This is a genomic window from Pseudomonas sp. 10B238, from assembly GCF_000970615.1.
Classification (GTDB): domain Bacteria; phylum Pseudomonadota; class Gammaproteobacteria; order Pseudomonadales; family Pseudomonadaceae; genus Stutzerimonas.
In genome coordinates, this window is sequence record NZ_KQ033937.1 from 1 (window position 1) to 22490 (window position 22490).

Sequence of the window (22490 nt, forward strand, 5' to 3'; positions counted from 1 at the left end):
GGATAAACCAATAGGCCATCGGGTTGCTGCCAGCAGGGCGGATGAAGAACACGGTCATGTACTGGGCACCGCTTTCCTGTTTGATCCCTTCAGACAGATGGCGTTGGATCAGGTACTGCCAATTGCGCGGCTGATGGGCCTTCAGCTCTTTCAGCATGCTCCATGGCACATGGTGATCCAGGCCGATATTGGCGATGGCCTTCCGATTCGCTTGGCGGTCAGCCAGGTACGTGACCAGAAAATCGACGTTGAAGGTCAGCAGCACCTCGGCATTGCTGAGGTGCTGGAAAATCCATTTGATCTTGGGGAACGGCACGTCGCCATAGGCCCAGATGAGCCAGGACATCGAGCGGTACCTGCAGGCCGGCACTCGCGCCAACACGCGGCGCAGCTACCAGCAAGCGCTCGAGCACTTCCGTGCACTGGTCCTGATTGGCTTCTGGCGGGCGTTCCGCAGTGATGAGTTGTGCCGCCTGCAGGTCGAGCACATCCAGGTAAGGCCCGGGGAGGGCATGCAACTGTTCCTACCCTGGAGCAAAGGTGACCGGGACAACCAAGGCCAGACCTTTAGCGCACCGGCGTTGGCCAGGCTGTGCCCGGTACAGGCCTACGTCGACTGGATTAGCCTGGCGAGCATTGCGCGTGGTCCGGTCTTCCGTGGAGTTGATCGCTGGGGGCACTTAAGTGAGCAGGATTTGCACCCAAATAGCGTTGTCCCACTCATGCGCGCCGTCCTGCAGGCGGCAGGGCTGCCTGCGGAGCTGTACAGTAGCCACTCGCTGCGCCGCGGTTTTGCCACCTGGGCTACCCGCAGCGGCTGGGATCTCAAAGCACTGATGCAGTACGTTGGCTGGAGCGATGGTCAATCCGCATTGCGCTATGTCGAGAGCACAGGAGTGTTCCCTGGGCAGCTGAGTGCGCTACAACATATCTCAAACTGGCCCGAGGGACTGCCATAAGACCGCCTTCGGCGGCCCCGATCCGCACCTAGCCGCGCACTGGGAACACCAGCTCGTCATGTGCGGTGCAAATGAGTGAATGTTCCAGCACATGGAAAAATGCAGGGTTCTTGGCATCCTGGGCACCCACAAAGAAGAGATAACTGCGGGATGCCTGCTTATCTTTTTTGGCTTTCATGTTCTCTTGGCGGGCTATTTCCAGCTCATTTTTCAGTCGCCCGCGGGCAGCTGCTGACCACTCTCTCCAAAGGACGACCGCCTGGTAAGGCGTTAGTTTTTTCTCTTCCCATTCGCCCGCGTTGAGTGAAATGGTCAAGTGTTCGGGCGATTCAGCGGCTGGCGTCCAGGCCAGCTCTCCATAGAAAACGCGCGCATTAGGACATGGCTCCAACCCTTTCGACCGAAGTTTCTTGAAGGCGGTTTGATAGGTCGCTGGGGCAATACCCGGGATAGCTAAAGAAAGATGCCTATCGAAGGGAAGCGCAAAAAAGCACGGCAGATAGGACGAATACTGTTTGCTGCGCGTCGTCCCTCTCGGCGCACCAGGCCAGTGGCTCCATCCGACCGCCTGACGCTCTGTGTCTGAGACTCGGTGTGAGGAAGCGCAGGATCGACGATTGTACGGTCGTCAATTAGCTGCAGCCGGGCGGGCGATAAACCTGGCGAGGTCTCCAACTCCTGCTGAACACTGCCGCGCTTGCCCTGCGCTATAACTTTGGTTTCGCCCTCCACCTCACAACCTGAGACGTGAGGGTCACGCAGTTGAAAGTGAGCCCGAACCAAGTTCTCCGGGCGGTAGGAGCGCGGGAAGGCCTGAGTTTGGCAGCCAGGGCATTGGTAGCCATAGGTATCCACTGCCGCCAGCAGTTTAAGGTCTTCGGCCTCAACAATTTCCTGGGTAATACGATCACGAGCGTTGTCCATGACGCTGACGTCTCCATGGGGGTGGGTGTTCGGCTTATGCAGCTCACCGCATACTGTCCGAATGGGTCGGACTAAATAAAGGGGTGAAATGGTGAGCGATGAGCTTTATGTTTCCGTCGACGTAGAAACTTCCGGGCCGGTACCGGGCATCTATAGCCTGCTTTCCATCGGCGCTTGCGTCGTCTCAGAGCCCGCTCAGTCAATCTATCTCGAGCTCCAGCCAGACGGCCTACAGCACGATCCGGAGGCTGTCGCCGTAACTGGCCTTGACCTCACCAAGCTCGAAAACGAAGGGCTAGCCCCACAGACGGCGATGCTCAAGCTAGAACAATGGTTGAACCAGCTATGTTCGGCAGATCAGAAAGTCGTTTTTGTGGGGCTGAATGCCCCGTTCGACTGGTCGTTCATCAACTACTACTTCCATAAGTATTCTGGGGCGAACCCCTTTGGGTTCACCGCACTCGACATGAAGGCGTATTACATGGGGGTTACCGGATGCCGCTGGAAGGAAACTAAATCCTCGCAAATGACAGCTCGGCTCAACCCCCAAAGCGCACCCAACCATAACGCGTTGGACGATGCACGATTTCAAGCGGAGCTCTTTGCGCTAATGCTGGCAGAAGGGTGTAACCGCTAACTTGGCCAGCTACCCCATGCAGCTTCAACATAACGCCCCTCCCTGAAGGACCAAGCCTTTATGCCTTCAGGGCTGCTGGAGTTGCCCACGATAATTGCCAGCGGATGCGGCAGATCTTGCGTGTAGCGCGCTGCAAACCTGGAAAAACTCCCGACATCAGTGGGGGAGATCATAGGAATGCTTTGCGGGTGAGTATGCCAGTACCCCACCAGTCGGAGCCCGGCAGCATTGGCTCGTTCAATTTCATCTCGGCAGCGATGGGCATTCAACTCCAGCCAAGCTCTTCCAGCCCGATCATCTCGATGGGGGGGAGTCGCCAAGGCAAGTACCAGTCCGGCAGCGCTTGCGGGGTCGACAAATAGCTGTCCCCCACGCTCCACATCGAAGCGCCTCTGCCGATAGCGCTCCAACAGATTCGCAACGTCCTGCGATACCAACAGATGCGTGTCCACCCCGGGCCAGCTCCATTGCCAGGCGATTGCCGTCATCGAGCTGTCTCCAACTGCTCCGGCCAATCACGCTCCAACTGAGCCTGCTGCATGCCAGCAGGTAGTTCAGGACCAAGATACTGTCCTCCCAGCGTCGCCACGTCGTGGGGGCCATTGATGCTGCTGACCCAGATCGGGGCTCCGGTGTCGCCGCTCAATGCTCGTAATGCGGCCTGAGAGACCATTGAAGCAATGTTCACCATTCCCAGAGAACCACCTGGGATGAAACTCTCTCCGCAGGCGGGAAGGGCGACAACGCCACCTTCCGGCCACTCGGTGAACTTGTGCCTAAATTCACCGTTTTCTGTGAATAGGCCTCGAGCATCAAATGCACCCGATGGTGCAAGGAGCACATGCCCCACCTGCGTATGAGGTTCGCTCCAGGCCTGGAGTAGCCCCCAGGATGTGCCATTCGACTTGGAGCTCCACAGAGCCACCTCTGACTGCCAATCCGCAGTGGTGACTACGACCAGATCCGCTTTATCAAATACCTCGGGATTCTGGTACATCACCACTTCAGCGAAGTCAGCGAACGCAGCGACCTCCGTGGTAGGTACTGTTCAGGCGTACGGCGGCGAACATGCCGGGGCGCAACTTACCGGCAGGGTTGGGTAGCTCGCTGCGTACCGTGAGCGTGCGCGTTTGCGGGTCGGCACTCGGCAACAAAGCGATGACGCGGCCCTGCAGCGGTTGCCCGGGGAAGGCGGTCAGGGTGGCGCGGATGTCAGCCCCAACCTGAACCATTCCAGCCATTGCTTCGGGTATCGCCGCATCGAGCCAGACCGTGGACAGCCCGTTGATCCTGGCCAGGTCCTGACCCGCCTCCACGGTCATCCCGGCGCGTACCTGCAAGGCTTGGAGCTCGCCGGCGATAGGTGTGGTGAGGGTTTGCACCGCCCGCGGTTTGCCGCTGCGGCGAACCTGCTCGATCAACGCTTGAGGCATGCCGAGCAGGCGCAGGCGCTCTTGGGTCGCACTTATCAAGCGAATGTCAGCGGTACGCAGTACCGCCAGGAACTCCAACTGCGCGGCGAACCACTCGGGAATCAGCAGGTCGACCAGGGGGGTACCGGCAGGCAGCACATCGCCCGGGGCACGCCCGTAAACCCGCTCGACGAATCCGCCAGCGCGAGCCTGGAGGTTCGCCACCTCTCGCTGGTTATAGGCCAGGGAACCGACCGCCTCGATACCCGAGGGCAGTACACCGCGGATCACCGGAGAAGTTCGCATTCCGAGGCTTTGTACGGCTTGAGCGGGGACGCTCAGGACAGACGGATCCTGCTCGGATCCCGCCTATTTAGGGACAAGCTCCATATCCATGAAAGGTGACTTGCCCGGTTTATCGAAGCGCTGCTCGGGCTGCATCGGGTCGTACCAATAGAGCACCTTGCGCTCGTCCGTCGGTGCAGAACTGGGCAGAACCTCATGTTTGGCCTGCCGCTGGGCCAGCCAGTAGCCGCCTGCCGCGCCAATGCCCACGGCCAGCAAGGCGACCGCAAAACCAAATGCCGATATCTTCATCTCAGTCCCTCCACATAGGCGTAATACAGGCTTGCGGAGAGCTGGCTCAACTTGCGCTGCTGTTCAATCTGCCGCAGCTGCGCCTCGATCAGGTCGCGCTGTGCGGTAATAACGGATGTGAGCTGGCTGTTACCGGCTTGGTAGGCGGCTAGTTCGAGATCGGCCCGTTTGCTTGCAAGCGGGATCAAGGTTTTTTCGGTGCGTGACAAGGTCCTGCGCAGTTGCTCAAGCTCGGCAATACCGCCTTCAAGCTCAGCCTGATGGGCGCGCAGTAACGCCTCCTGCTCGGCTTCCATCTGCGACACGCTGTGCTGCCTGGCATTGATCTTGGGCCCCTGACGTGTGCCTACGAACAACGGCAGGTCGAAGGTGAATTGCACCATCACCATATCGCCGAACTGGTTGTCGCGATTGTTGTAGGCAAACTCGACACCCCAGTCGGGAGTCTTTTCGGCGATGGCCTCGTTCAGCTCGGCGCTAGCCTCGCCGACTCGGGCCGAGGCAGCGCGCAACTCAGGGTGTGAGGCAATGCGTTGCGGCAGGTGCGGTGCCTCCAGGCTCAGATTGGGAACACCTCCTTGCAAAGGCTGATCGGCCTCGTTGCCTATCCAGCGGCGCAGCTTGGCACGAGCCACTGCTACATCGCGATTCAGCTCGTCTCGCCGATCCTGCAATGCCAAAGCTTCCTGGTCGGCCTGCAACAGCTCGCCAGGCTGAGCACTACCGCCGGCAATCAGCGATTGCACGGTCGAGCGGAGCATCTCGAGCTGACGATCCAGTTGATCGAAGAGGCCAACACTGCGTTCGGCGTAGTACACGTCCAGCCAGCTCACTGCCGTCAGGCGCTTGATTCCCAACTGCATGGCACGTTGCTCGGCTTCGGCCCGCGTCATGGAGGCTTCGGCCAGTTGGCGACGGGCCAGACGCTTGTCGCCGTTTGGTACCTCCTGCATGAGTCCAATGCGGCGCATGGTCATGGAGTCACGATTCAGGGTGTAACGGTCAGGGCCTTCGATCAGCAGGTTGTCGATGCCTAGAATAAGCTTGGGATCGGGCAGGGCGTCTGCGGGCCCTACAGCCTGCTGTGCCGATGCCACCTGCGCCTGGCGCGCGAGGTTCTCAGGGGCACTCTGCTCGGCCAGAGCTTGGGCTCGTTCGAAGGTTAGGGGCTGCGCCTGCGCGGCAAGCCAGGGAGCTGCCCAGAATGAGGCAGCCAACACGCCGAGATAGCCACGGCGTGTGAAAAGGAAAGCGGGCAGTAAGCGTCTGCCGAACTCACCTTGCGTAATTCAGGCGGGTGCCCATTGATGCGGCAGTGTTGGCCAATCTCGCTGGCCCGCTGTGTCGGCAGCCGCATCAGCACATCCTTCAGGTAGGCGTACGGATCATGCCCATTCATCCGCGCCGACTGGATCAGGCTCATGATCGCCGCCGCCCGTTTGCCGCTGCGCAGCGACCCGGCAAACAGCCAGTTCGAGCGTCCAAGGGCCCATGGTCGAATCTGGTTCTCGACCTGATTGTTGTCGATGGGCACGGCGCCGTCGTCCAGATAGCGCGTCAGCGCTAACCAGCGTTTGAGGCTGTAATCCAAGGCTTTCGCCGTGGCTGATCCGTTGGGCACCCGATCACGCTGGGCCAGCATCCAGTTATGCAGCGCATCGAGGATTGGTGAAGACTTTTCCTGCCGTATTCGCCAGCGCTCTTCATTGCTCATGTGCCGTGCTTGCCGCTCGATTTCATACAGCCCGGCAATGGAGTGCAGCGCCTGTTCGGCTAACTGGCTTTTGTTCGCTGCGTGCAGATCGAAAAATTTGCGGCGGGCGTGGGCCATGCAGCCAATTTCGGTGATGCCCTGCTCGAAGCTGGCCTTGTAGCCGGCGAAGTCGTCGCAGACCAGCTTGCCACTCCACTGACCCAGAAAATTGCGCGCATGCTCACCTGCACGGCTGGGGCTGAAGTCATACACCACGGCCTTCAGGTCGGCGAAGGGTGTGGTGCAGTATGCCCAGACGTAAGCCCGGTGGGTTTTCTTCTCGTCAGGGGCCAGCATTTGCACGGGGGTTTCGTCGGCGTGGATCACGCCTTGCGCCAGTACCGCCTCGCGCAGGGCGTCGACCAATGGTTGGAGCTGTACGCCGGTGTGTCCGACCCACTGCGCCAGCGTCGAGCGGGCGATGGCCAGACCCGCACGGCCAAAGATCTTCTCTTGCCTATACAGCGGCAGGTGGTCGGCAAATTTGGCCACCATCACGTGAGCCAGCAGGCCGGCAGTGGGGATGCCCTTGTCGATCACCTGGGCTGGTACCGGCGCCTGGATCAGTGTTTCGCACTGACGGCAGGCCCATTTGCCACGCACGTGCTGTTCGACGGTGAACACGCCCGGCGTGTAATCCAGCTTTTCGCTGATGTCTTCGCCGATGCGTTGCAGCTGGCAGCCGCAGGCGCATTGAGTGTTCTGCGGCTCGTGACGGATCACAGTACGCGGAAACTGGGCTGGCAGCGCGGTGCGCTTGGGCTGTTGGCGGGGTTCAGCCGGAGCCACCGGAGGATTGAGGGTTTTCAGTTCCGCCTCGATAGCGGCAATGTCCGTGTCGAGAAAATCATCCAGCAGGCTGCCCTGGTCAGGGCTTAGTTGCTCGCTACGCTTGGCGAACTTGTGTCGCTTGAACCAGGCGATTTCATGGGTGAGCTGCTCGATGACGGTTTGATCGCGGTCGATCTTCTTGCCCATCGTTTCAACCGTCTTACCCAGCGTGTCGACTTTCGTTGGCAACATCAACCAGAGCGTCGAGTCCCTGGTGAAGACCAGCCACCTGCTGGCTCCCTTCCCGGAGCAGATGATCGACTCGGCCTTCTTCGACCGCTTCCATGCCTACATTCCGGGCTGGGAGATCCCCAAGATGCGCCCGGAGTACTTCACCAATAGGTACGGCCTGATCGTCGACTACCTGGCAGAGTTTTTCCGCGAAATGCGTAAGCGCAGCTTCGCCGATGCCATCGATAAGTTCTTCAAACTTGGCAACAATCTCAACCAGCGCGACGTGATCGCGGTGCGCAAGACCGTTTCCGGGCTACTCAAGCTGCTGTATCCCCATGACCAGTTCACCAAGGAAGACGTGCGGCAGTGCCTGGAGTACGCCTTGCAGGTACGTCGTCGGGTCAAGGAGCAGCTGAAGAAAATCGGTGGCATGGAGTTCTACGATGTTCACTTCAGCTACATCGACAATGAAACGCTGGAGGAGCATTTCGTAACGGTGAAAGAGCAGGGGGGCGGGACGCTGATCCCTGAAGGCCAGAGCAAGCCTGGTTTCATTCATACCATCGGCTTGAGCGGAAAAGGTATGCCAGGGCTGTACCGCCTTGAGCTACAGGTCACCAAAGGCTCTGGGAAGCTCGCCACCTCTGGTCTCTGGAATTCCAGCATTGCCAAGGAGCAGGTGAAGATTGCCTTTGATTACTTCAAGGCAAATGCTTCGCGCATCAGTGCCTCGGCCAGGGTTCTAGAGCATGATTTCCACCTACATGTGGTGGAGTTGCAAAACACTGGTCCGCTGACCCACATGGCTCTTGCTAGCTTGGTAGCTTTTGCCTCCGGCTTGCTGGGGCGCCCCGCCCAGGGGCAGATGGTTGTACTTGGCGATATGAGTCTGGGTGGCAACATCACTCCAGTGGAAAGTATTGCGGAGTGTCTGCAGGTGGCTTTCGATGCAGGCGGCAAGCGGGTCGCGTTGCCTATGAGCAGCGCGGTGGATCTGCCAACCATTCCCCCGGAGCTGTTTACCAAGTTTCAAACGAGTTTCTACGCGGATCCCGTTGATGCGGTTATAAAGGCTTTAGGTGTGGATTGAGCCTGAGGACTCAGGATGCCGGGGCGGTCTGCAGGCACATCGAAGAAGTCGCCGGGCAAGGGCGGTGTCGCCGCTGGAGGTGCTGATTGTGAAGCATGTTGTTGTTTTGCCGGCTGAAACGGTCGCAGACATTACCTGTGATGCCTGTTGTCAGAGTACTCGCGTTGAAGGCTATGGCCTCCAGTTTGGAACCCTTCAGGCACACTGGGGATATGGCTCCAAGCATGATGGCGAGCGTTACGAAGTCCATCTCTGTGAGCCCTGCTTTTTCCGAACGCTGAGCGGTCTGCGTCGCGAACGCATGGTCAACACCATGTTCGATGAGAATCCCGGTACTTCTGACGGTGAATTCGGCCTGGTGCAGCGGAGCGAATTCTGGAAAGATGGCTGAGCCCGTTGAGTCGCCTAGCTGCGGACGTCCGGTGAACGTGACTGCGGATCCACAGTCATCTGGCCACCCATACCATGAGCATCCGACCACTCTCCCGGGCAGGTGGCAGCCTCGCAGGATTATTTCACTACCATCGGCCTCTTTTTCGAAACAGAGAGGTCGTCGCACCACCTGGGGCAGCCGCAGGGCCTTGCCGATGGAGAGCAGGTGAGAGAAAGCAGTGTGCCAAATCTCACATTGCAAATTCTGACAAGCCGGCCAGGCTGCAGCCTGGGGGCGATTAGCCTCGCAGATGCAATGCAGCAGAGAAGATCACGTGGGTACTCATCCGAGTATCGAGAGGCTGACTCGCTGAGGTTGAGTACGTACGACCGCTCTCCACTCTGTACTGATGCCCAAGCTCGTTGCCTTGTGCGTCTCGAATGGAGCTAACCTCTAGCAATGGCTCCATCATCCAGCGATCAGCCTTGTTCATGTGCCCGGGATTCACAAGATACGCCTGCTCCAGCCATGCGTGGTCAGTCTGCGCGGCTATGATCTGCTCAAGCAACGGGACCGAAGGAACCATTAGCATGCTTCGAAAAGCTTCCTTGCCATCATCCTCAACAATCTGCAAGTAGAACCAGGGCGAGGTCACCTCTAGCTCGACATATGACCAGAACTGGACACCATCTGGCGCTGTTGAGAGTCCGGGGAGCAGCTCCGCATTTCGGCTGGTTTTGAACACGCGGCAACTTCCTAATGAGAATTGTGCTTGATTGATGAACAATATATTTTGTAGTCATATATTGTTCAATCGCGCTTCATCTTTCCATTTTGCGGAGCTGCAAAATGGAAGTCCGGGATTCGTTCGGGAAAGCGTTGAGGTTCGTGCGGCAGCGTAGGGGGCTCGCCCAGGAAGATTTCTCGCTCGTTAGCAGTCGTACCTTCGTCAGCATGCTGGAGCGCGGGGCGACGAGCCCAACTCTTGAAAAGCTCGATAGCCTCTGCACAGTGCTCGACACCCATCCAGTCACCCTCTTGGCCCTGACCTACCTGCTTGGATCCGAAGCTCCTGAGAGTTTGAGCAGCTCCTGGATAAGGTTGGTGAGGAGTTGAGAGCTCTAGTCGAACCTGACTGATTACTCAGCGGGACTGTGTGAGGGGCCGGCTCCGTGGCAGTACAGTGAGCGTTGACCTTGCTGTCCCTCTGTGTCCTGTGACTGGCCTGAAGGTCCCGTTTTTGGCAGGGCTGATAGATTTCGTGGGCGTCAGAAAATATGTGGATTCTGACTTTTGGGGCTCATATGTCCGTCGCACAAGCTATTTTAAATCGAGTCAAGCACATGCCAAAGGGGAGGCCCTTTGCCGGTGCGGTGTTCGCGTATGTCGGTTCCCGTGCGTCGATCAATAAGGCGCTCTCTAGGCTGGTGCAATCAGGCACGCTGGAGCGATTGGCTCGCGGTGTCTACATGCGCCCTAAAATGAGCAAGTACACCGGCAGGGTGGTGCGCCCGAGTCCGCTGGCTGTAATGGAGGTCGTCACGAAGGCGAACGGCGAGACGATCCAGATACACGGCGCGGAGGCTGTTCGGAGGTTGGGCCTCAGCACACAGATGCAGGTGTTGCCGACCTTTTACACCAGCGGATCTACTCGCGAGATCAAGGTTGGTAATGCGGTGGTTCGTCTCCAGCACGTCTCCAAGGATCGCTTGCAGCACGCAGGCACGAAGGTAGGGGTGGCGCTTACAGCTCTCCATTACATCGGGAAGGAGGGAGTGTCCGCGAAGGTGGTTTCCAAGATAGTCAACGCGCTGAGCAGCGAAGAGCTGATTAAGCTCCGGGCCTGTAAGATGCCAGAATGGATGCGATCGGCATTGAGCCATGCCGCCAAGGAAAGTGAGTAGTGTTCACCGACTCGATGGCGTTGGTGGTGTAGATCACCTTGCGGATCTCCGGCGGGAAATCGAAGAACGGTGCGATCCGCGCCCAGTTGCGTCGCCAGAATTGGCCAATCGGCATGTGGTCGTCGTCCCATTTGGCTTCGAACTCACCGAGGCACAGTTCGGCCTCGTCTGCCGTGCTGGACTGATAAATCCGCTTCAGGTCGGCCGCTGCCTCGGCCCGGCGCTTCCAGGACACGTAGTTCAGGCTGTGCCTGATCATGTGCACGATGCACAGCTGCACGCTGGTGTGCGAGAACACCATCCTCGATGGCCTCGGGGAAGCCCTTCAGGCCATCCACGCAGGCGACGAAGACGTCCTGTACGCCGCGATTGAGGGCTTAGCCAGCGCAGCAGGATCCACTTGCAGCAAAGGGGGAAGAGACATGCCCATGGTTCGGCCCGACATTCTTCTGACTAAGCCCGGGCGTCGTCGAACCTGCTCATAGCGTTGCTTGCCACTGGAGTCAGGCTTAAGGTCAGAGCTCTTCATCTTTTGCAGAGATTGAGTATGGATCAGTCTTCCGCCGCTAGCTCGCGCAGCAGCAACGTAGCCGCGAATCCCATGCAGGTACTCCTCAATGAGCGAGTCGACCCTGACGATCCGCTTGCAGTCTATCGCCTGATTGAGGTCGGCCTTGCGCCGGAAGACGTCCTGCGCTTGGTGGATGCGGTGGAGCTGCTGAAAGACAAAGCTGTTCTTGCCAAGGTCATCGGCATGACCGAACGCACACTGCGGCACCGGGCTAAGGCACAGCGCATGGCCCTAACTTCTGGCCAGAGCAGCAAGGTTATGCGCTTTGCAGAGATCCTATCGAAGGCTGAGGAAGTGCTGGGTAGCAGAGAAGCTGCAGAACGCTGGCTGGTTAAGCCGCTGTTTGGATTCGAAGGCAGGACGCCGCTTGATCTGCTGAGCAACTCGTTTGGGGAGCGAATGCTGGAGGATCTGTTGACCCGCATCGAATTCGGTGTTTACCAGTGATCCGGCCGAAGCCTCAGATTGTCTTCCAGAGCCAGACCAACGTTTCCAATTGACACTCCACACACAGCGAGAAAATTTTTGAGTACAAATCTCATCACAAAGCAAGGGTATGAAGCTTTGAAAGAGGAGCTGGATCATCTGTGGAGGGTTTACCGACCAGAGATAACACAGAAGGTCACCTGGGCTGCGTCTCTTGGTGATCGCAGTGAAAACGCTGACTACCAGTACAACAAGAAGCTGCTGCGCGAGATTGATCGCCGTGTTCGCTACCTGCGCAAGCGCTTGGAAGACATGCGGGTTGTGGAGTACGCACCTTCGCAGGAGGGGCGAGTCTTCTTCGGTGCTTGGGTTGAAATTGAGAACGAAGCTGGGGATCTAAAGCGGTTCAGAATCGTAGGGTACGACGAGATCTATGGTCGTAAGGACTACATCTCAATCGACTCACCGATGGCGAGGGCCCTTCTCAAGAAGGAGGTTGGCGACGAGGCGATCGTGCATACTCCTCAAGGCGAGGCGTGTTGGTGGGTCAATGTCATCGAATACGAGAAATAGTATGGCTTATCTAGTATGCGTACTATTTTTATCTGTATGAATTACAAGGGATTTTTTAGACTTAGTATGGCGCTTGGGGCGATAAACCTGATTCGGCGTTTTCCGAACGGTCGCCTTGCGCCGCCGCCTCGCTGACCGACTGGGTGACCTGTGGACGCTTCACGTGCCACAGTTCGTGCAGTTCGGCTCGTAGCCGTGCCTCGCCTTCGGGGGTGATCAGAGGGGTTCCGGCAGGGCGAGGTGGACGATAACGGCTCATGGAGTTTCCAGTTCAGGCACGGGCTGGGCATTCTACAGGTTGTCAAACGCGCAGCCTGCTCCGGTCAATTTTCACGCAGGACGTTCAGTGGGCTGGCATTAAGGGCTCGCCGCGTCCCCAGCACCCCAGCCGCACCGACCAGCAGCGCGCCGATCAGCGGTAGCAGTAGCAGCCATGGATGCGGCTGCCAGCGAAGATCGAAGACGAAGTGATAGAGCAGGGCGCTGACCAGTTCACAACCCAATGCGGCAAGTACACCACTGGCGGCACCCAATACCCCAAACTCGGTACGTCTGGCTCTGATCAATAGCGTCCGCTCCGCTCCGAGTGCTCGGAGCAGTGCACCTTGACGAATCCGTTCGTCCAGCGTCGCTTGTAGACCGGCGAACAATACCGCTAGGCCTGCCGCCAACACGAACATCAGCACATATTCGACCGCTAGCGAAACCTGCGACAGGATGCTGCGCAACTGGCTGAGCAAGGCTTCCACCTGCAAAATCGTTGCGGACGGAAAATCCCTGGCTAGCTGTACCAGCTCGCGATCCTTTCCTTCGGGCAGATGAAAGCTGGTCATGTAGGTGGCGGGTATATCCTCCAAGGTCTGTGGCTCGAAGATCATGTAGAAGTTGGGCTGGAAGCTGTCCCAGTTGACTTCCCGCAGGCTGGTCACGCTGACGTCGCGGGTGAGCCCACCAACTGTGAAGCTGAGCCGGTCACCCAGCTGCACCTGAAGACTCTCGGCCAGCTCGGCTTCCACTGACACGCCAGGCAGTTCGCCTCTCGCTGAAGGCCACCATTGGCCGGCGGTTAGGCGATTGTCGGCAGGTATTTCCTGGGCCCAGGTCAGGCTCAGGTCCCGGCGAATCGCGCGTTCGCCCTGGCTTTCCTTGCTGACCAGCTGGCGCACCGGCTCGCCGTTGATGGCAACCAGGCGACCCGGTACCACTGGATACAAAGGCGCGACGTGATCGGAGAGTGCCTCGATGCGTGCGGCGAATGCGTCCCGGTCGGCGGGCAGGACATTCAGAACAAAATGGTTGGGGGCGTCATCCGGCAATTGGTTCTGCCAGGTGTCGAGCAGTTCGCCGCGCAGCAGCCCTATTAGAGCCATGGCGAGCAGGATCAGGCCGAAAGCCAGCGACTGACCAGCCGCCGCCAGCGGGTGTCGGAGCAGTTGCCCGAGCCCTAAACGCCATGTCAGCGACGCCCCGGAAAGCGCTCGACGCAGCCCTTTCAGTGCCAGCAAAAGCAGTCCGCCAAGGATCGCGGTGGCGAGCAGACCACCCCCCAGCAGCGCGAGGGTAATCTTCAGGTCCAGACTGAGCCGCCACATGATCAAGCCAAGAGCGACCACCGCGGCGCCATACACCAGCCAGGAGCTTGGCGGGATCGGCAACATGTCGCGGCGCAGTACCCGCAGCGGTGGCACACGACCGAGCGCGGCCAGGGGCGGTAGTGCGAAACCGGCCAGCGCAACCAGGCCGGTCGCAATTCCCGCCAGCGCCGGCCAGAGGGTGGCCGGTGGCACTTCGCTGACCACAAGTTCGCGCAGGAGGAAGAACAATCCATGTTGCGCTGCCCAGCCCAGCAGTGCGCCAACCGTGCTGGCAAACAGGCCGAGATACGCGAGTTGCAGGGAATAGAGCATTAGTGCTTCGCGGCGTGACAGACCGAGGCAGCGCAACAGCGCGCTGGCATCGAAGCGGCGCGCCGCGAAACGCGCCGCCGATAAGGCCACCGCGACACCCGCAAGCAGCACGGCGGCCAGGCTGGCGAGGTTCAGGTAGCGCTCGGCGCGCCCCAGCGCACCCCCGATTTGGCGGTTGCCGTCTTTGGCTGTCTCGATGCGTTGGTGCGGTTGGAGGTCGGCTTTGATGCGCTCTTCATACGCTCCCAGCTGTTCGGGCGAGCCGCGCCAAAGTTCGCGATAGCTCACGCGGCTACCTGGCTGCACTACGCCGGTGGCCTCGAGATCGTCGAGATGCATCAGCACGCGTGGCGTCAAGCTGTAGAAGTCGCCGACACGATCAGGTTCGTAAGTCAGCACGCGGGTCAGCCGCAGCGGCTTGTTACCCACCTCTATTTGATCGCCGATCTGCAGGTTCAGGGCGGCGAACAGGCGCGCTTCGGCCCAGGCTTCGCCTGGCTGCGGGCCTGGTCCTGGTTGTTCTGGCTGGTAGGGCGCAGCTGCACTGCGAAGCTCTCCGCGTAACGGATAGCTATCGTCAGCGGCCTTGACGCTGGTCAGCTGCAGGTTGTCATCCGTTGCGACGACACTGGAGAACTCAACCACCCGAGCGTGCTGGAGTTGTAGTTGCTCGCCTGCCTCGACCTGTTCGGGTTCGGCGGGCGCGCTGCCACGCAGCACGAGATCAGCGCCCAGAAACTCGGTTGCACGCAGCAGCATGGCGTCGTTCAGGCGCGCGCCGAAATAACCAATAGCCGTGCTGGCTGCGACCGCGATCAACAGCGCAAAGAACAATACGCGTAACTCACCGGCGCGCGCATCGCGCAACAGCTGACGCAGCGCTAGCGTTGCCAAGCGGCTGGCGGGTACATTTTTCATCGGCTCAACTCGTCGAGGAGTTGGCGACCGCCTTCCAGGCGGAGCAGATGCTGACAACGCTGTGCCAAGCGTTCGTCATGAGTCACCAGCACCAGTGTCGTGCCGCGTTCTCGGTTGAGCTCGAATAACAGCTCGGTGATGGTTGCGCCCGTATGACTGTCCAGATTGCCGGTCGGCTCATCAGCGAACAGCACCGCCGGTTCCGCTGCGAATGCGCGGGCCACGGCGACACGCTGTTGTTCGCCACCTGACAGTTGCCTCGGGTAATGGTGCAAACGCGCGCCTAGGCCAACCCTGTCGAGCAGTTCGGTAGCTTTCGCCTGTGCGTCACGGCGGCCATGCAGTTCCAGCGGCAGCATGACGTTTTCCAGGGCGTTGAGACTGTCGAGCAGCTGAAACGATTGAAAGACGAAGCCGACGTGTTCCGCTCGCACGCGTGCCCGCTGGTCTTCGTCGAGAGCGCCAAGCAGGTGGCCGGCCAGGTGGACCTCGCCAGAGCTGGGCAGGTCCAGGCCAGCCAACAAGCCGAGCAGTGTTGATTTACCAGAACCGGAAGTGCCGACTATCGCAAGGCTGTCGCCCTTGTCGAGACTCAATGACACATCGTCTAGTATCGCCAGCTCGCCTTCCGCGCTGGGTACCGCTTTGCTAAGGTTCCGGGCGTAAAGAATGCTGGCGCTCATGGAGATTCCGATGCGAAATTGGCTGAAAGGTGGGGTCCTGGTTTTGCTGTGCTGGGCTCAGGGCGCCTTGGCGGGAACGGTGTTGGTGGTCGGGGATAGTATCAGCGCCGCTTTCGGGCTGGAAACCAGCCAGGGCTGGGTACAGCTGCTTCAGCAACGCCTTGATACAGAGAATCTCGATCATCGCGTGGTGAACGCTTCGATCAGCGGTGACACCAGCGCTGGAGGGCTGGCGAGGTTGCCTGCGCTGCTGGAGGAATATGATCCGGAAGTAGTCATTATCGAATTAGGTGGCAACGACGGGCTCCGTGGTCAGCCGCCGAAACAACTGAATCAAAACCTGGCAGCCATGGTCGGCCTATCACGCGAGGCCGATGCCAAGGTCGTGTTGCTCGGTATGCGCTTGCCTCCCAACTTGGGGCAACGTTACACAAGTGCATTTGCCGACGCGTTCGACTCGCTTGCAGACGAGCAGAACCTTCCATACGTCCCGTTTTTTCTCGAAGGTGTCGGGGGTGTAGAGGGCATGATGCAAGCCGATCGCATCCATCCCACTGCGAGTGCGCAGCAGCAGTTGCTGGACAACGTCTGGCCGGTGCTCGAACCCTTGCTTTGAAACGTGCGCGCGGCTACTGTCGCGCCCCTCGAATCGGAGCCTCAGATGCCGCGCCCAGCCTGGACCCTTTTTGCCTATCGCCTCATCGTTCCAGACGAGCAGTTCGATCTGTTTGCCTGCCGCGAAAATCGTCTGCACTTGGCATTACGGCAACTTGAGTTGAATGGTCAGGTTGATCGCACGCTCTGTGGCGGTTTTCTTCCAGCGCGCCCGCTCTGGCAAGACATCGAGCGCTCGATTCTGAAAGATCGCCGCCTCTGTCCCGCTTGCCGTGAAGCACTTAGCGCACAGCGTAAAGGCCTTCCGTCTGCTGTCAGCGCCTGGTAGCTCGGCGGCCGTCAGCGGTTCGAGTACAATCGCCGCCAACACGAACACTTTCCCAAGGAAACCCCTGAATGCTTTCGCGTGCGTTTGCAGTCGCCTCCAGTGTGTCACTCGCAGCCTTGCTTTCGGCCGGCCAGTCTGTCGCTCTCGAACTACCGCTACCTCCAGAGGGTGAGGACGTGGTTGGGCAGATTCAGGTGATCAAGGCCAACTACGAGGACACGTTCGCTGCACTCGGCGAGACGCATGATCTGGGCTATCTGGAACTGGTTGCGGCAAACCCAGGCGTGGATCCCTGGTTACCGGGTGAAGGAACCGACATTATCCTACCGACTCGGTACATTCTGCCGCCCGGACCGCGAGAAGGCGTCGTGATCAACCTTGCGGAGTACCGTCTGTATTACTACCCGGAAGGCGAAAACGTGGTGCACACTTTTCCGCTCGGCATCGGGCGTGAGGGGTGGGGCTCCCCGGTGGGCAATACACGGATTTCAGCCATGACAAGCAATCCTGCCTGGTACCCGCCGCAATCTATCCGCGATGAACACGCTGCCGATGGCGATCCTTTGCCAAAGGTCGTGCCGCCAGGACCTGATAATCCGCTTGGTCCTTACAAGATGAGCCTCGCGTTGCCCGGGTATCTCATCCACGGTTCAAACAAGAAATTCGGTATCGGCATGCGCGTCAGTCATGGCTGTTTCCGTATGCTCAACCACAACGTCCTGGAGCTGGCGGGCTTGGTCAAGGTCGGCACCCCGGTGCGGATCATCGATGAGCCATACAAATTTGGTGTGAGCCAGGGCAAGATCTATCTGGAAGCACACACGCCACTTCAAGACGAAGAGAAACCGATGACACTCATGGACAAGCATGCGGTGGTCATCAATACATTGCTCAAGCGTGATGAGGCTGCAGGTTCCCTCCAGCTGGATTGGGAAATGGTTCGTGAGATCATCGCTGGCGAGGATGGCCTGCCGATCCAGATCGCCGAGCGGGGCCAAGCGTTGGCCACTCATGAAGAGCACGTCTTCTAGAATCCGCGCCTGTAGATCGCGTCAGGAGAATCTGGCGCGCATAAAAAAGCCGACCTGATGGCAGGTCGGCTTTTTCTTTGCCTGAAGCTTACTTGCGGCTGGCGCGTTCCAGCATACGCAGTGCACGCTCATTGGCTTCGTCAGCAGTCTGCTGGGCCTTCTGAGCAGCCTGCAGTGCCTCGTCGGCACGGCTGTACGCTTCGTCGGCACGCGCTTGAGCGCGGGCAGAGGCGTCTTCGGTCGCGGTCAGGCGGGCTTCGCTTTCTTTGGTCATGCTGTTGCTGCAACCAGTGGCCAGAACTGCGGCGAAAGCCAGAGCAGAAAATTTCAGAACGTTGTTCATCGTGTTCCCCTTAAGGATGAAATCCATGGCAACTCCCGTTATGGAAAGTTGGCGCGCACATACTACCTATTAGTTGCGCTAAGTAAACTGAGCCAAGCAGCCGCTACCACATTTTTTCTGCATGCTCATTCATTTAACGGCAACTGCTGGTCAAACTGGCTGAAAAACAGCCAGAGTCAGCCGCTGCACTCGATACATGGACCGGTGTGAGTACCGAAAAGTTGCAGTTTTCATCTGCGTCGGTCATTTGATTACGGCTCGTTCGGCTTATTGCGCGGCGGCTACTGATTTAAGCAATTGAAGCCAAGTCTTACCTGGCGGTAGCATGCGTCGTCCAGCTAACAATAAGAACGGAGAATACGTGTGGACGCTGCACGTAGTTTCCAAACAAACAGGGCAGGTCAAGCCTGCAGAGGAGGCGAGATGACCGAACAGCTAAACATCCATCATGATCGAACGAGCCATCAGTTCGAGACCACCGTGGATGGTCACCGCGCGTATCTGGCCTATGTTGATCTAGGCAAACAAACTCTGGATATCTACCGGACCTTCGTACCCGATGCGCTGCGTGGTCGAGGTATTGCGGCCGTATTGACCCAGCATGCGCTGGATTACGCCGCGAGGGAGGGCTATACGGTTATTCCATCCTGTTCGTATGTGGAGTGGTACATCGAACGGCAGGGTGCTTCCTCGGACGGTCTCGACCGGGAATAAAAAACGCCGGCAAGCCGGCGTTTTTTCGATTCTGACAGCGTCAGCTGCGGGCGCGGTTGGGCAGTACGTCCTTCAGCTTCGTGTGCATGCCAATAACGGCTTTTTCAGTTGCTTCCCAGTCAATACAGGCATCGGTGATCGAGACACCGTATTTCAGATCGCCGAGGTCCTTGGGAATGGGCTGGTTGCCCCAGCCCAGGTGACTTTCCACCATCAACCCAACGATCGAATTGTTGCCCTCCAGGATCTGATTGGCCACGTTGTCCATCACCAGTGGCTGCAAAGCTGGGTCTTTGTTTGAATTGGCATGGCTGCAGTCCACCATGATGTTGGGCTTGATGCCGGCTTTGCTCAGTTCCTGTTCGCAGACTGCGACGCTGACCGAATCATAGTTCGGCTTGCCATTCCCGCCACGCAGCACCACATGACCATAGGCGTTGCCCTTGGTCGTGACGATGGAGACCCCGCCGGACTGGTTGATACCCAGGAAACGGTGTGGGCTGGATACGGATTGGAGCGCATTGATCGCTACGGTCAAGCTGCCATCGGTGCCATTTTTGAAACCCACCGAAGACGACAGCCCTGATGCCATTTCCCGGTGAGTCTGGGATTCGGTGGTCCGCGCACCGATGGCCGACCAGCTGATCAGATCCTGCAGGTATTGCGGCGAGATCGGGTCCAAGGCTTCGGTAGCGGTCGGCAAGCCCATTTCTGCGAGATCGAGCAGCAGCTGACGGCCAATATGCAGGCCATCCTGAATCTTGAACGAGTCATCCATGTACGGATCGTTAATCAGGCCCTTCCAGCCGACCGTGGTGCGTGGCTTCTCGAAGTAGACACGCATAACCAGGAACAGGGTATCCGAGACCTTGTCGGCAAGCACTTTTAGACGCTCGGCATATTCATGCGCGGCTTTCAGGTCATGAATCGAGCAGGGGCCTATCACGACGAACAGGCGATGATCCTTGCCGTCGAGAATGTCGCGTATTACCTGGCGCCCTTCGGAGACGGTCGCCAGCGCTGCAGCGGTCAGCGGTATATCACGCTTCAACTGTTCAGGCGTAATGAGTGTCTCGTTGGAAGAAACGTTAAGGTCATCGATCGGTAAATCAGCCATCGTGTTCTCGTCAATCACAGATGCCGTCCGCCAGCCAATCCCGGTGCGGCGGAGCAGAGCTTGAGGGCGCAGCGGGGAAGCGGAACCTTATCGCGTATTGCGCTGCCTCGACAATCATCTTGAAGTCGGACTGCCATATCGCCGGTGGCTGGCGTGCCAGGCAGCTATCCATAGCTGCTGGGCGCTGCCTGGGGACACTGATAAGGTGACCGTTTAACGTGCGCCAATCATGGCGTCCCACTGATCTGTAGTTGGAGTTCCCGCATGACTGCTCCCAAATCTCGAATCGGAATCATCGGTGCTGGCGCTATCGGCGGCTTCTACGGCGTGATGCTCGCCCGGGCTGGCTACGATGTGCATTTTCTTCTGCGCAGCGAATACGAGACGGTTCTGCAGAATGGCCTGCAGATAAACAGTGCGGTGCATGGCTCGATGCACCTGGACTCGGTACAGGCCTACCGCACTGCTGCGCAAATGCCCAAGTGCGACTGGCTGCTGATTGGCGCGAAAAGCACCAGCAATTCGGACTTGGCTCCCCTGATCGCCGAGGCTGCAGCGGAAAATGCCAAAGTTGTGGTGTTGCAGAACGGCCTGGGGGTCGAGGAGACCCTGCGCCAGGTGCTGCCAGAGAACATCCATTTGCTGGGTGGTCTCTGTTTCATCTGCGCCCATCGATCAGCGTTAGGCGTTGTGGAGCACCAGGCGCTTGGTGGAGTGAATCTTGGCTATCACTCCGGCCCGGCCAATGCCGCTGAGCAGCAGAGCTTGGTTGAAGAGGGTGTTTCAATGTTTCGTGCGGCGGGTGTCGACTCTAATGCGGCTACGAACCTCGCGCAGGCGCGTTGGCAGAAGCTGGTCTGGAATCTGCCGTATAACGGTCTTTCCGTATTGCTCGACGCCGGTACGGAACCCTTGATGAAAGATCCTAACAGCCGAGCCCTGGTTAGATCGATCATGCTGGAAGCCTGTGGAGCTGCCGCCGCCTGTGGCGAACCGCTGCCCGATGCGCTGGTGGACCGAATGTTGATGGCCACTGATCACATGCCCAACTATCTGCCGAGCATGTATCACGATCATGTACACGGTCGCCCGATGGAGCTTGATGCGATCTACGCCGCTCCGCTGGCTGCTGCGGCAGGCGCGGGATTTGCAATGCCGAAGACCGAGGCGCTTTACCAGGCTCTGCGCTTCCTGTCAGCACGCGCGCTCTGACGATTTTGGCCAACCCGCCCGGCGGGTCATGTCCGCTGGGCGGTTCTCGGTGCCGTAGTGGTTCGCTTCTCGGCTGCTAAGCTCAATAGGACCGCCAGATACGGGTTATGTGACTGGCCCGGCAATGCGATTGGGTTGGCGGACCTATAAAGAGCGAGGGTTGGGCTTGTCGCTCTGCCTTGGCTAAGGGCGGAAGCAGTCTATGGCTCGATATCTGCAGGCGGCTCATACGGAAATGGCCTAGAATTCCGCCGTTCTGGTGCTTAAAGTTATAAAAAATATGGGTGGCGTCCGGGCGCCATTGGCCTTTGAGGGATCTCTATGAAGCTTCAGCAACTGCGTTACATCTGGGAGGTGGCGCATCATGACCTCAATGTCTCGGCAACAGCGCAAAGCCTGTTCACCTCGCAGCCTGGTATCAGCAAACAGATTCGTTTGCTCGAAGATGAGTTGGGCGTAGAGGTTTTCGCGCGCAGCGGGAAACATCTGACCAGGGTTACGCCAGCTGGTGAGCGGATCATCACCACCGCTGGAGAGATCCTTCGCAAATGCGAAAGCATTAAACAGATCGCCCAGGAGTTCTCCAACGAGAAGCGCGGCACGCTGAGCATCGCGACCACCCATACGCAAGCGCGCTACGCACTGCCGCCCGTGATCAGTGCATTCATCAAGCAATACCCGGACGTTTCGCTGCATATGCACCAAGGCACGCCAATGCAGATTGCAGAAATGGCCGCAGATGGAACCGTCGATTTCGCTATTGCTACCGAGGGGCTGGAACTGTTCGGCGACCTGGTCATGATGCCGTGCTATCGCTGGAACCGTTGCGTCGTCGTGCCGCAGGGGCATCCGCTGGCAAAACTGGAGAAGCTCACGCTGGAAGCCTTGGCCGAGCATCCAATCGTGACCTACGTGTTCGGTTTCACCGGACGGTCCAAGTTGGACGAGGCGTTCAGCCACAGGGGGCTATCACCGAAGGTGGTCTTTACCGCCGCTGATGCCGACGTCATCAAGACCTATGTGCGCCTCGGATTGGGTGTCGGGATCGTTGCGCGCATGGCCGTCGATGCAAAGCTCGACCCGGATCTGGTCGTGCTCGATGCGAGCGAGCTATTCGAACCAAGCGTGACCAAAATCGGGTTCCGTCGCGGCACCTTTCTACGCGGTTTCATGTGCGACTTCATCGAAACCTTTGCGCCGCATCTTGATCGCGAAATGCTGGAGAAAGCCGTGCATTGCAAAAATAAAATCGAGCTGGATGAATTGTTCATGAACGTCGACCTGCCAACTTTTTAAGTCCACCTCGACAAGAGGCAGGGAGCGGGCGAAACGGGAACGTTCGGTGCCAAGCCGTGACGAGGGGCCCGCTCATAGGCCCCTTCATCGAGAAAGGCTAGC

General features: G+C 58.7%; 24 protein-coding genes and 5 pseudogenes. 14 read left to right on the forward strand and 15 right to left on the reverse strand.

All coding sequences use genetic code 11. The features are described 5' to 3' along the window. Positions 1-346 (reverse strand): three-Cys-motif partner protein TcmP (gene tcmP, locus RT21_RS16480; RefSeq protein WP_046163716.1); only part of this gene is annotated, 346 nt, incomplete at its 3' end. On the opposite strand from tcmP, the gene RT21_RS16485 reads away from it, so the two are divergent. Next, positions 333-959 carry a site-specific integrase gene (locus RT21_RS16485; RefSeq protein ID WP_046163591.1) on the forward strand — a complete coding sequence of 209 codons (627 nt, stop codon included), beginning with the start codon at positions 333-335 and terminating at the stop codon, positions 957-959. The two genes, tcmP and RT21_RS16485, sit on opposite strands and share 14 nt — an antisense overlap. Before the next feature lie 28 nt (positions 960-987). On the opposite strand, the gene RT21_RS23635 is transcribed toward RT21_RS16485, so the two are convergent. Next, on the reverse strand, positions 988-1275 hold the full coding sequence (locus tag RT21_RS23635) for a hypothetical protein (RefSeq protein WP_156155727.1): 288 nt from the start codon (positions 1273-1275) through the stop codon (positions 988-990). Positions 1276-1412: 137 nt separating this feature from the next. Then, positions 1413-1883 (reverse strand): hypothetical protein, encoded by a 471-nt coding sequence (locus RT21_RS23050; RefSeq protein WP_052724758.1) that lies wholly within the window; start codon positions 1881-1883, stop codon positions 1413-1415. Between the two features lie 88 nt (positions 1884-1971). Between RT21_RS23050 and RT21_RS16495 the strand changes: the two genes are divergently transcribed. Further along, positions 1972-2520 (forward strand): 3'-5' exonuclease, encoded by a 549-nt coding sequence (locus RT21_RS16495; protein WP_046163592.1) that lies wholly within the window; start codon positions 1972-1974, stop codon positions 2518-2520. Here RT21_RS16495 and RT21_RS16500 read toward each other — a convergent pair. From RT21_RS16500 to RT21_RS16520, 5 genes and pseudogenes are all read right to left on the reverse strand, one after another. Beyond that, positions 2517-3008, reverse strand: coding sequence for a Mov34/MPN/PAD-1 family protein (locus tag RT21_RS16500; protein WP_046163593.1), 492 nt, complete (start codon positions 3006-3008; stop codon positions 2517-2519). The two genes, RT21_RS16495 and RT21_RS16500, sit on opposite strands and share 4 nt — an antisense overlap. Continuing rightward, on the reverse strand, positions 3005-3517 hold the full coding sequence (locus tag RT21_RS16505; protein WP_234463652.1) for a hypothetical protein: 513 nt from the start codon (positions 3515-3517) through the stop codon (positions 3005-3007). Before RT21_RS16505 ends, RT21_RS16500 begins: the two co-directional genes overlap by 4 nt. Before the next feature lie 46 nt (positions 3518-3563). After that, positions 3564-4529, reverse strand: a pseudogene (locus RT21_RS16510) (efflux RND transporter periplasmic adaptor subunit); the annotation flags it as partial. Then, positions 4526-5788: a TolC family protein gene (locus RT21_RS16515; protein ID WP_046163594.1), complete on the reverse strand. Its 1263-nt coding sequence runs from the start codon at positions 5786-5788 to the stop codon at positions 4526-4528. The pseudogene RT21_RS16510 and the gene RT21_RS16515, both read right to left, overlap by 4 nt. Positions 5789-5818: 30 nt before the next feature. Further along, positions 5819-7305, reverse strand: a pseudogene (locus RT21_RS16520) (IS66 family transposase). Here RT21_RS16520 and RT21_RS16525 point away from each other — a divergent pair. Next, positions 7292-8377: pseudogene (locus tag RT21_RS16525) on the forward strand (BREX system Lon protease-like protein BrxL); the annotation flags it as partial. The pseudogenes RT21_RS16520 and RT21_RS16525 sit on opposite strands and share 14 nt — an antisense overlap. An 88-nt stretch (positions 8378-8465) precedes the next feature. Then, positions 8466-8768, forward strand: a complete 303-nt coding sequence (locus RT21_RS16530; protein WP_371263621.1) for a hypothetical protein — start codon at positions 8466-8468, stop codon at positions 8766-8768. A gap of 280 nt (positions 8769-9048) precedes the next feature. On the opposite strand, the gene RT21_RS16535 is transcribed toward RT21_RS16530, so the two are convergent. Further along, positions 9049-9495, reverse strand: a complete 447-nt coding sequence (locus RT21_RS16535) for a hypothetical protein (protein ID WP_045736009.1) — start codon at positions 9493-9495, stop codon at positions 9049-9051. A gap of 104 nt (positions 9496-9599) precedes the next feature. Here RT21_RS16535 and RT21_RS16540 point away from each other — a divergent pair, with 104 nt between their 5' ends. Next, positions 9600-9866 (forward strand): helix-turn-helix domain-containing protein, encoded by a 267-nt coding sequence (locus RT21_RS16540; RefSeq protein ID WP_046163595.1) that lies wholly within the window; start codon positions 9600-9602, stop codon positions 9864-9866. A 188-nt stretch (positions 9867-10054) separates the two neighbouring features. Beyond that, positions 10055-10654, forward strand: coding sequence for a DUF6088 family protein (locus RT21_RS16545; RefSeq protein ID WP_046163720.1), 600 nt, complete (start codon positions 10055-10057; stop codon positions 10652-10654). Position 10655: 1 nt separating this feature from the next. On the opposite strand, the pseudogene RT21_RS23305 reads toward RT21_RS16545, so the two are convergent. Beyond that, positions 10656-11025 (reverse strand): annotated as a pseudogene (locus tag RT21_RS23305) (transposase); the annotation flags it as partial. Positions 11026-11201: 176 nt separating this feature from the next. Here RT21_RS23305 and RT21_RS16555 point away from each other — a divergent pair. Together RT21_RS16555 and greB are read left to right on the forward strand one after the other, a co-directional pair. Then, positions 11202-11672 (forward strand): type II RES/Xre toxin-antitoxin system antitoxin, encoded by a 471-nt coding sequence (locus RT21_RS16555; RefSeq protein WP_052724759.1) that lies wholly within the window; start codon positions 11202-11204, stop codon positions 11670-11672. Between the two features lie 78 nt (positions 11673-11750). Next, entirely contained in the window at positions 11751-12224 is a 474-nt protein-coding gene (greB, locus tag RT21_RS16560) for a transcription elongation factor GreB (protein WP_046163597.1), read from the forward strand. A gap of 91 nt (positions 12225-12315) precedes the next feature. Here greB and RT21_RS16565 read toward each other — a convergent pair. The 3 genes and pseudogenes from RT21_RS16565 to RT21_RS16575 form a co-directional block, all read right to left on the reverse strand. Further along, a pseudogene (locus RT21_RS16565) lies at positions 12316-12483 on the reverse strand (transcription elongation factor GreB); the annotation flags it as partial. Positions 12484-12547: 64 nt separating this feature from the next. Then, complete coding sequence (locus tag RT21_RS16570) at positions 12548-15049, reverse strand: ABC transporter permease (protein ID WP_046163599.1); 2502 nt, start codon at positions 15047-15049, stop codon at positions 12548-12550. Further along, positions 15046-15732 (reverse strand): ABC transporter ATP-binding protein, encoded by a 687-nt coding sequence (locus tag RT21_RS16575; RefSeq protein ID WP_045426413.1) that lies wholly within the window; start codon positions 15730-15732, stop codon positions 15046-15048. Before RT21_RS16575 ends, RT21_RS16570 begins: the two co-directional genes overlap by 4 nt. A 10-nt stretch (positions 15733-15742) precedes the next feature. Here RT21_RS16575 and RT21_RS16580 point away from each other — a divergent pair, with 10 nt between their 5' ends. The 3 genes from RT21_RS16580 (at position 15743) to RT21_RS16590 (ending at position 17706) form a co-directional block, all read left to right on the forward strand. After that, positions 15743-16348 (forward strand): arylesterase, encoded by a 606-nt coding sequence (locus RT21_RS16580; RefSeq protein ID WP_046163722.1) that lies wholly within the window; start codon positions 15743-15745, stop codon positions 16346-16348. 45 nt (positions 16349-16393) lie between these two features. Continuing rightward, positions 16394-16675, forward strand: a complete 282-nt coding sequence (locus RT21_RS16585) for a hypothetical protein (RefSeq protein ID WP_045426416.1) — start codon at positions 16394-16396, stop codon at positions 16673-16675. A 68-nt stretch (positions 16676-16743) separates the two neighbouring features. Continuing rightward, on the forward strand, positions 16744-17706 hold the full coding sequence (locus tag RT21_RS16590) for a L,D-transpeptidase family protein (protein ID WP_046163600.1): 963 nt from the start codon (positions 16744-16746) through the stop codon (positions 17704-17706). Positions 17707-17794: 88 nt separating this feature from the next. Here the strand turns inward: RT21_RS16590 and RT21_RS16595 are convergent, their stop codons facing one another. Beyond that, the gene (locus RT21_RS16595; protein WP_029404583.1) at positions 17795-18049 is read right to left on the reverse strand and encodes an Lpp/OprI family alanine-zipper lipoprotein; all 255 of its coding nucleotides are present in this window, start codon (positions 18047-18049) and stop codon (positions 17795-17797) included. Positions 18050-18472: 423 nt separating this feature from the next. On the opposite strand from RT21_RS16595, the gene RT21_RS16600 reads away from it, so the two are divergent. After that, on the forward strand, positions 18473-18763 hold the full coding sequence (locus RT21_RS16600) for a GNAT family N-acetyltransferase (RefSeq protein WP_045426423.1): 291 nt from the start codon (positions 18473-18475) through the stop codon (positions 18761-18763). A 40-nt stretch (positions 18764-18803) separates the two neighbouring features. Here RT21_RS16600 and RT21_RS16605 read toward each other — a convergent pair whose 3' ends face one another. Continuing rightward, the gene (locus tag RT21_RS16605) at positions 18804-19880 is read right to left on the reverse strand and encodes a 3-deoxy-7-phosphoheptulonate synthase (protein ID WP_046163601.1); all 1077 of its coding nucleotides are present in this window, start codon (positions 19878-19880) and stop codon (positions 18804-18806) included. Positions 19881-20144: 264 nt separating this feature from the next. Between RT21_RS16605 and RT21_RS16610 the strand changes: the two genes are divergently transcribed. Further along, complete coding sequence (locus RT21_RS16610; RefSeq protein WP_046163602.1) at positions 20145-21092, forward strand: putative 2-dehydropantoate 2-reductase; 948 nt, start codon at positions 20145-20147, stop codon at positions 21090-21092. A gap of 321 nt (positions 21093-21413) precedes the next feature. Beyond that, positions 21414-22388 carry an HTH-type transcriptional regulator CysB gene (gene cysB, locus RT21_RS16615; protein WP_046163603.1) on the forward strand — a complete coding sequence of 325 codons (975 nt, stop codon included), beginning with the start codon at positions 21414-21416 and terminating at the stop codon, positions 22386-22388. Positions 22389-22490: the final 102 nt, after the last annotated feature.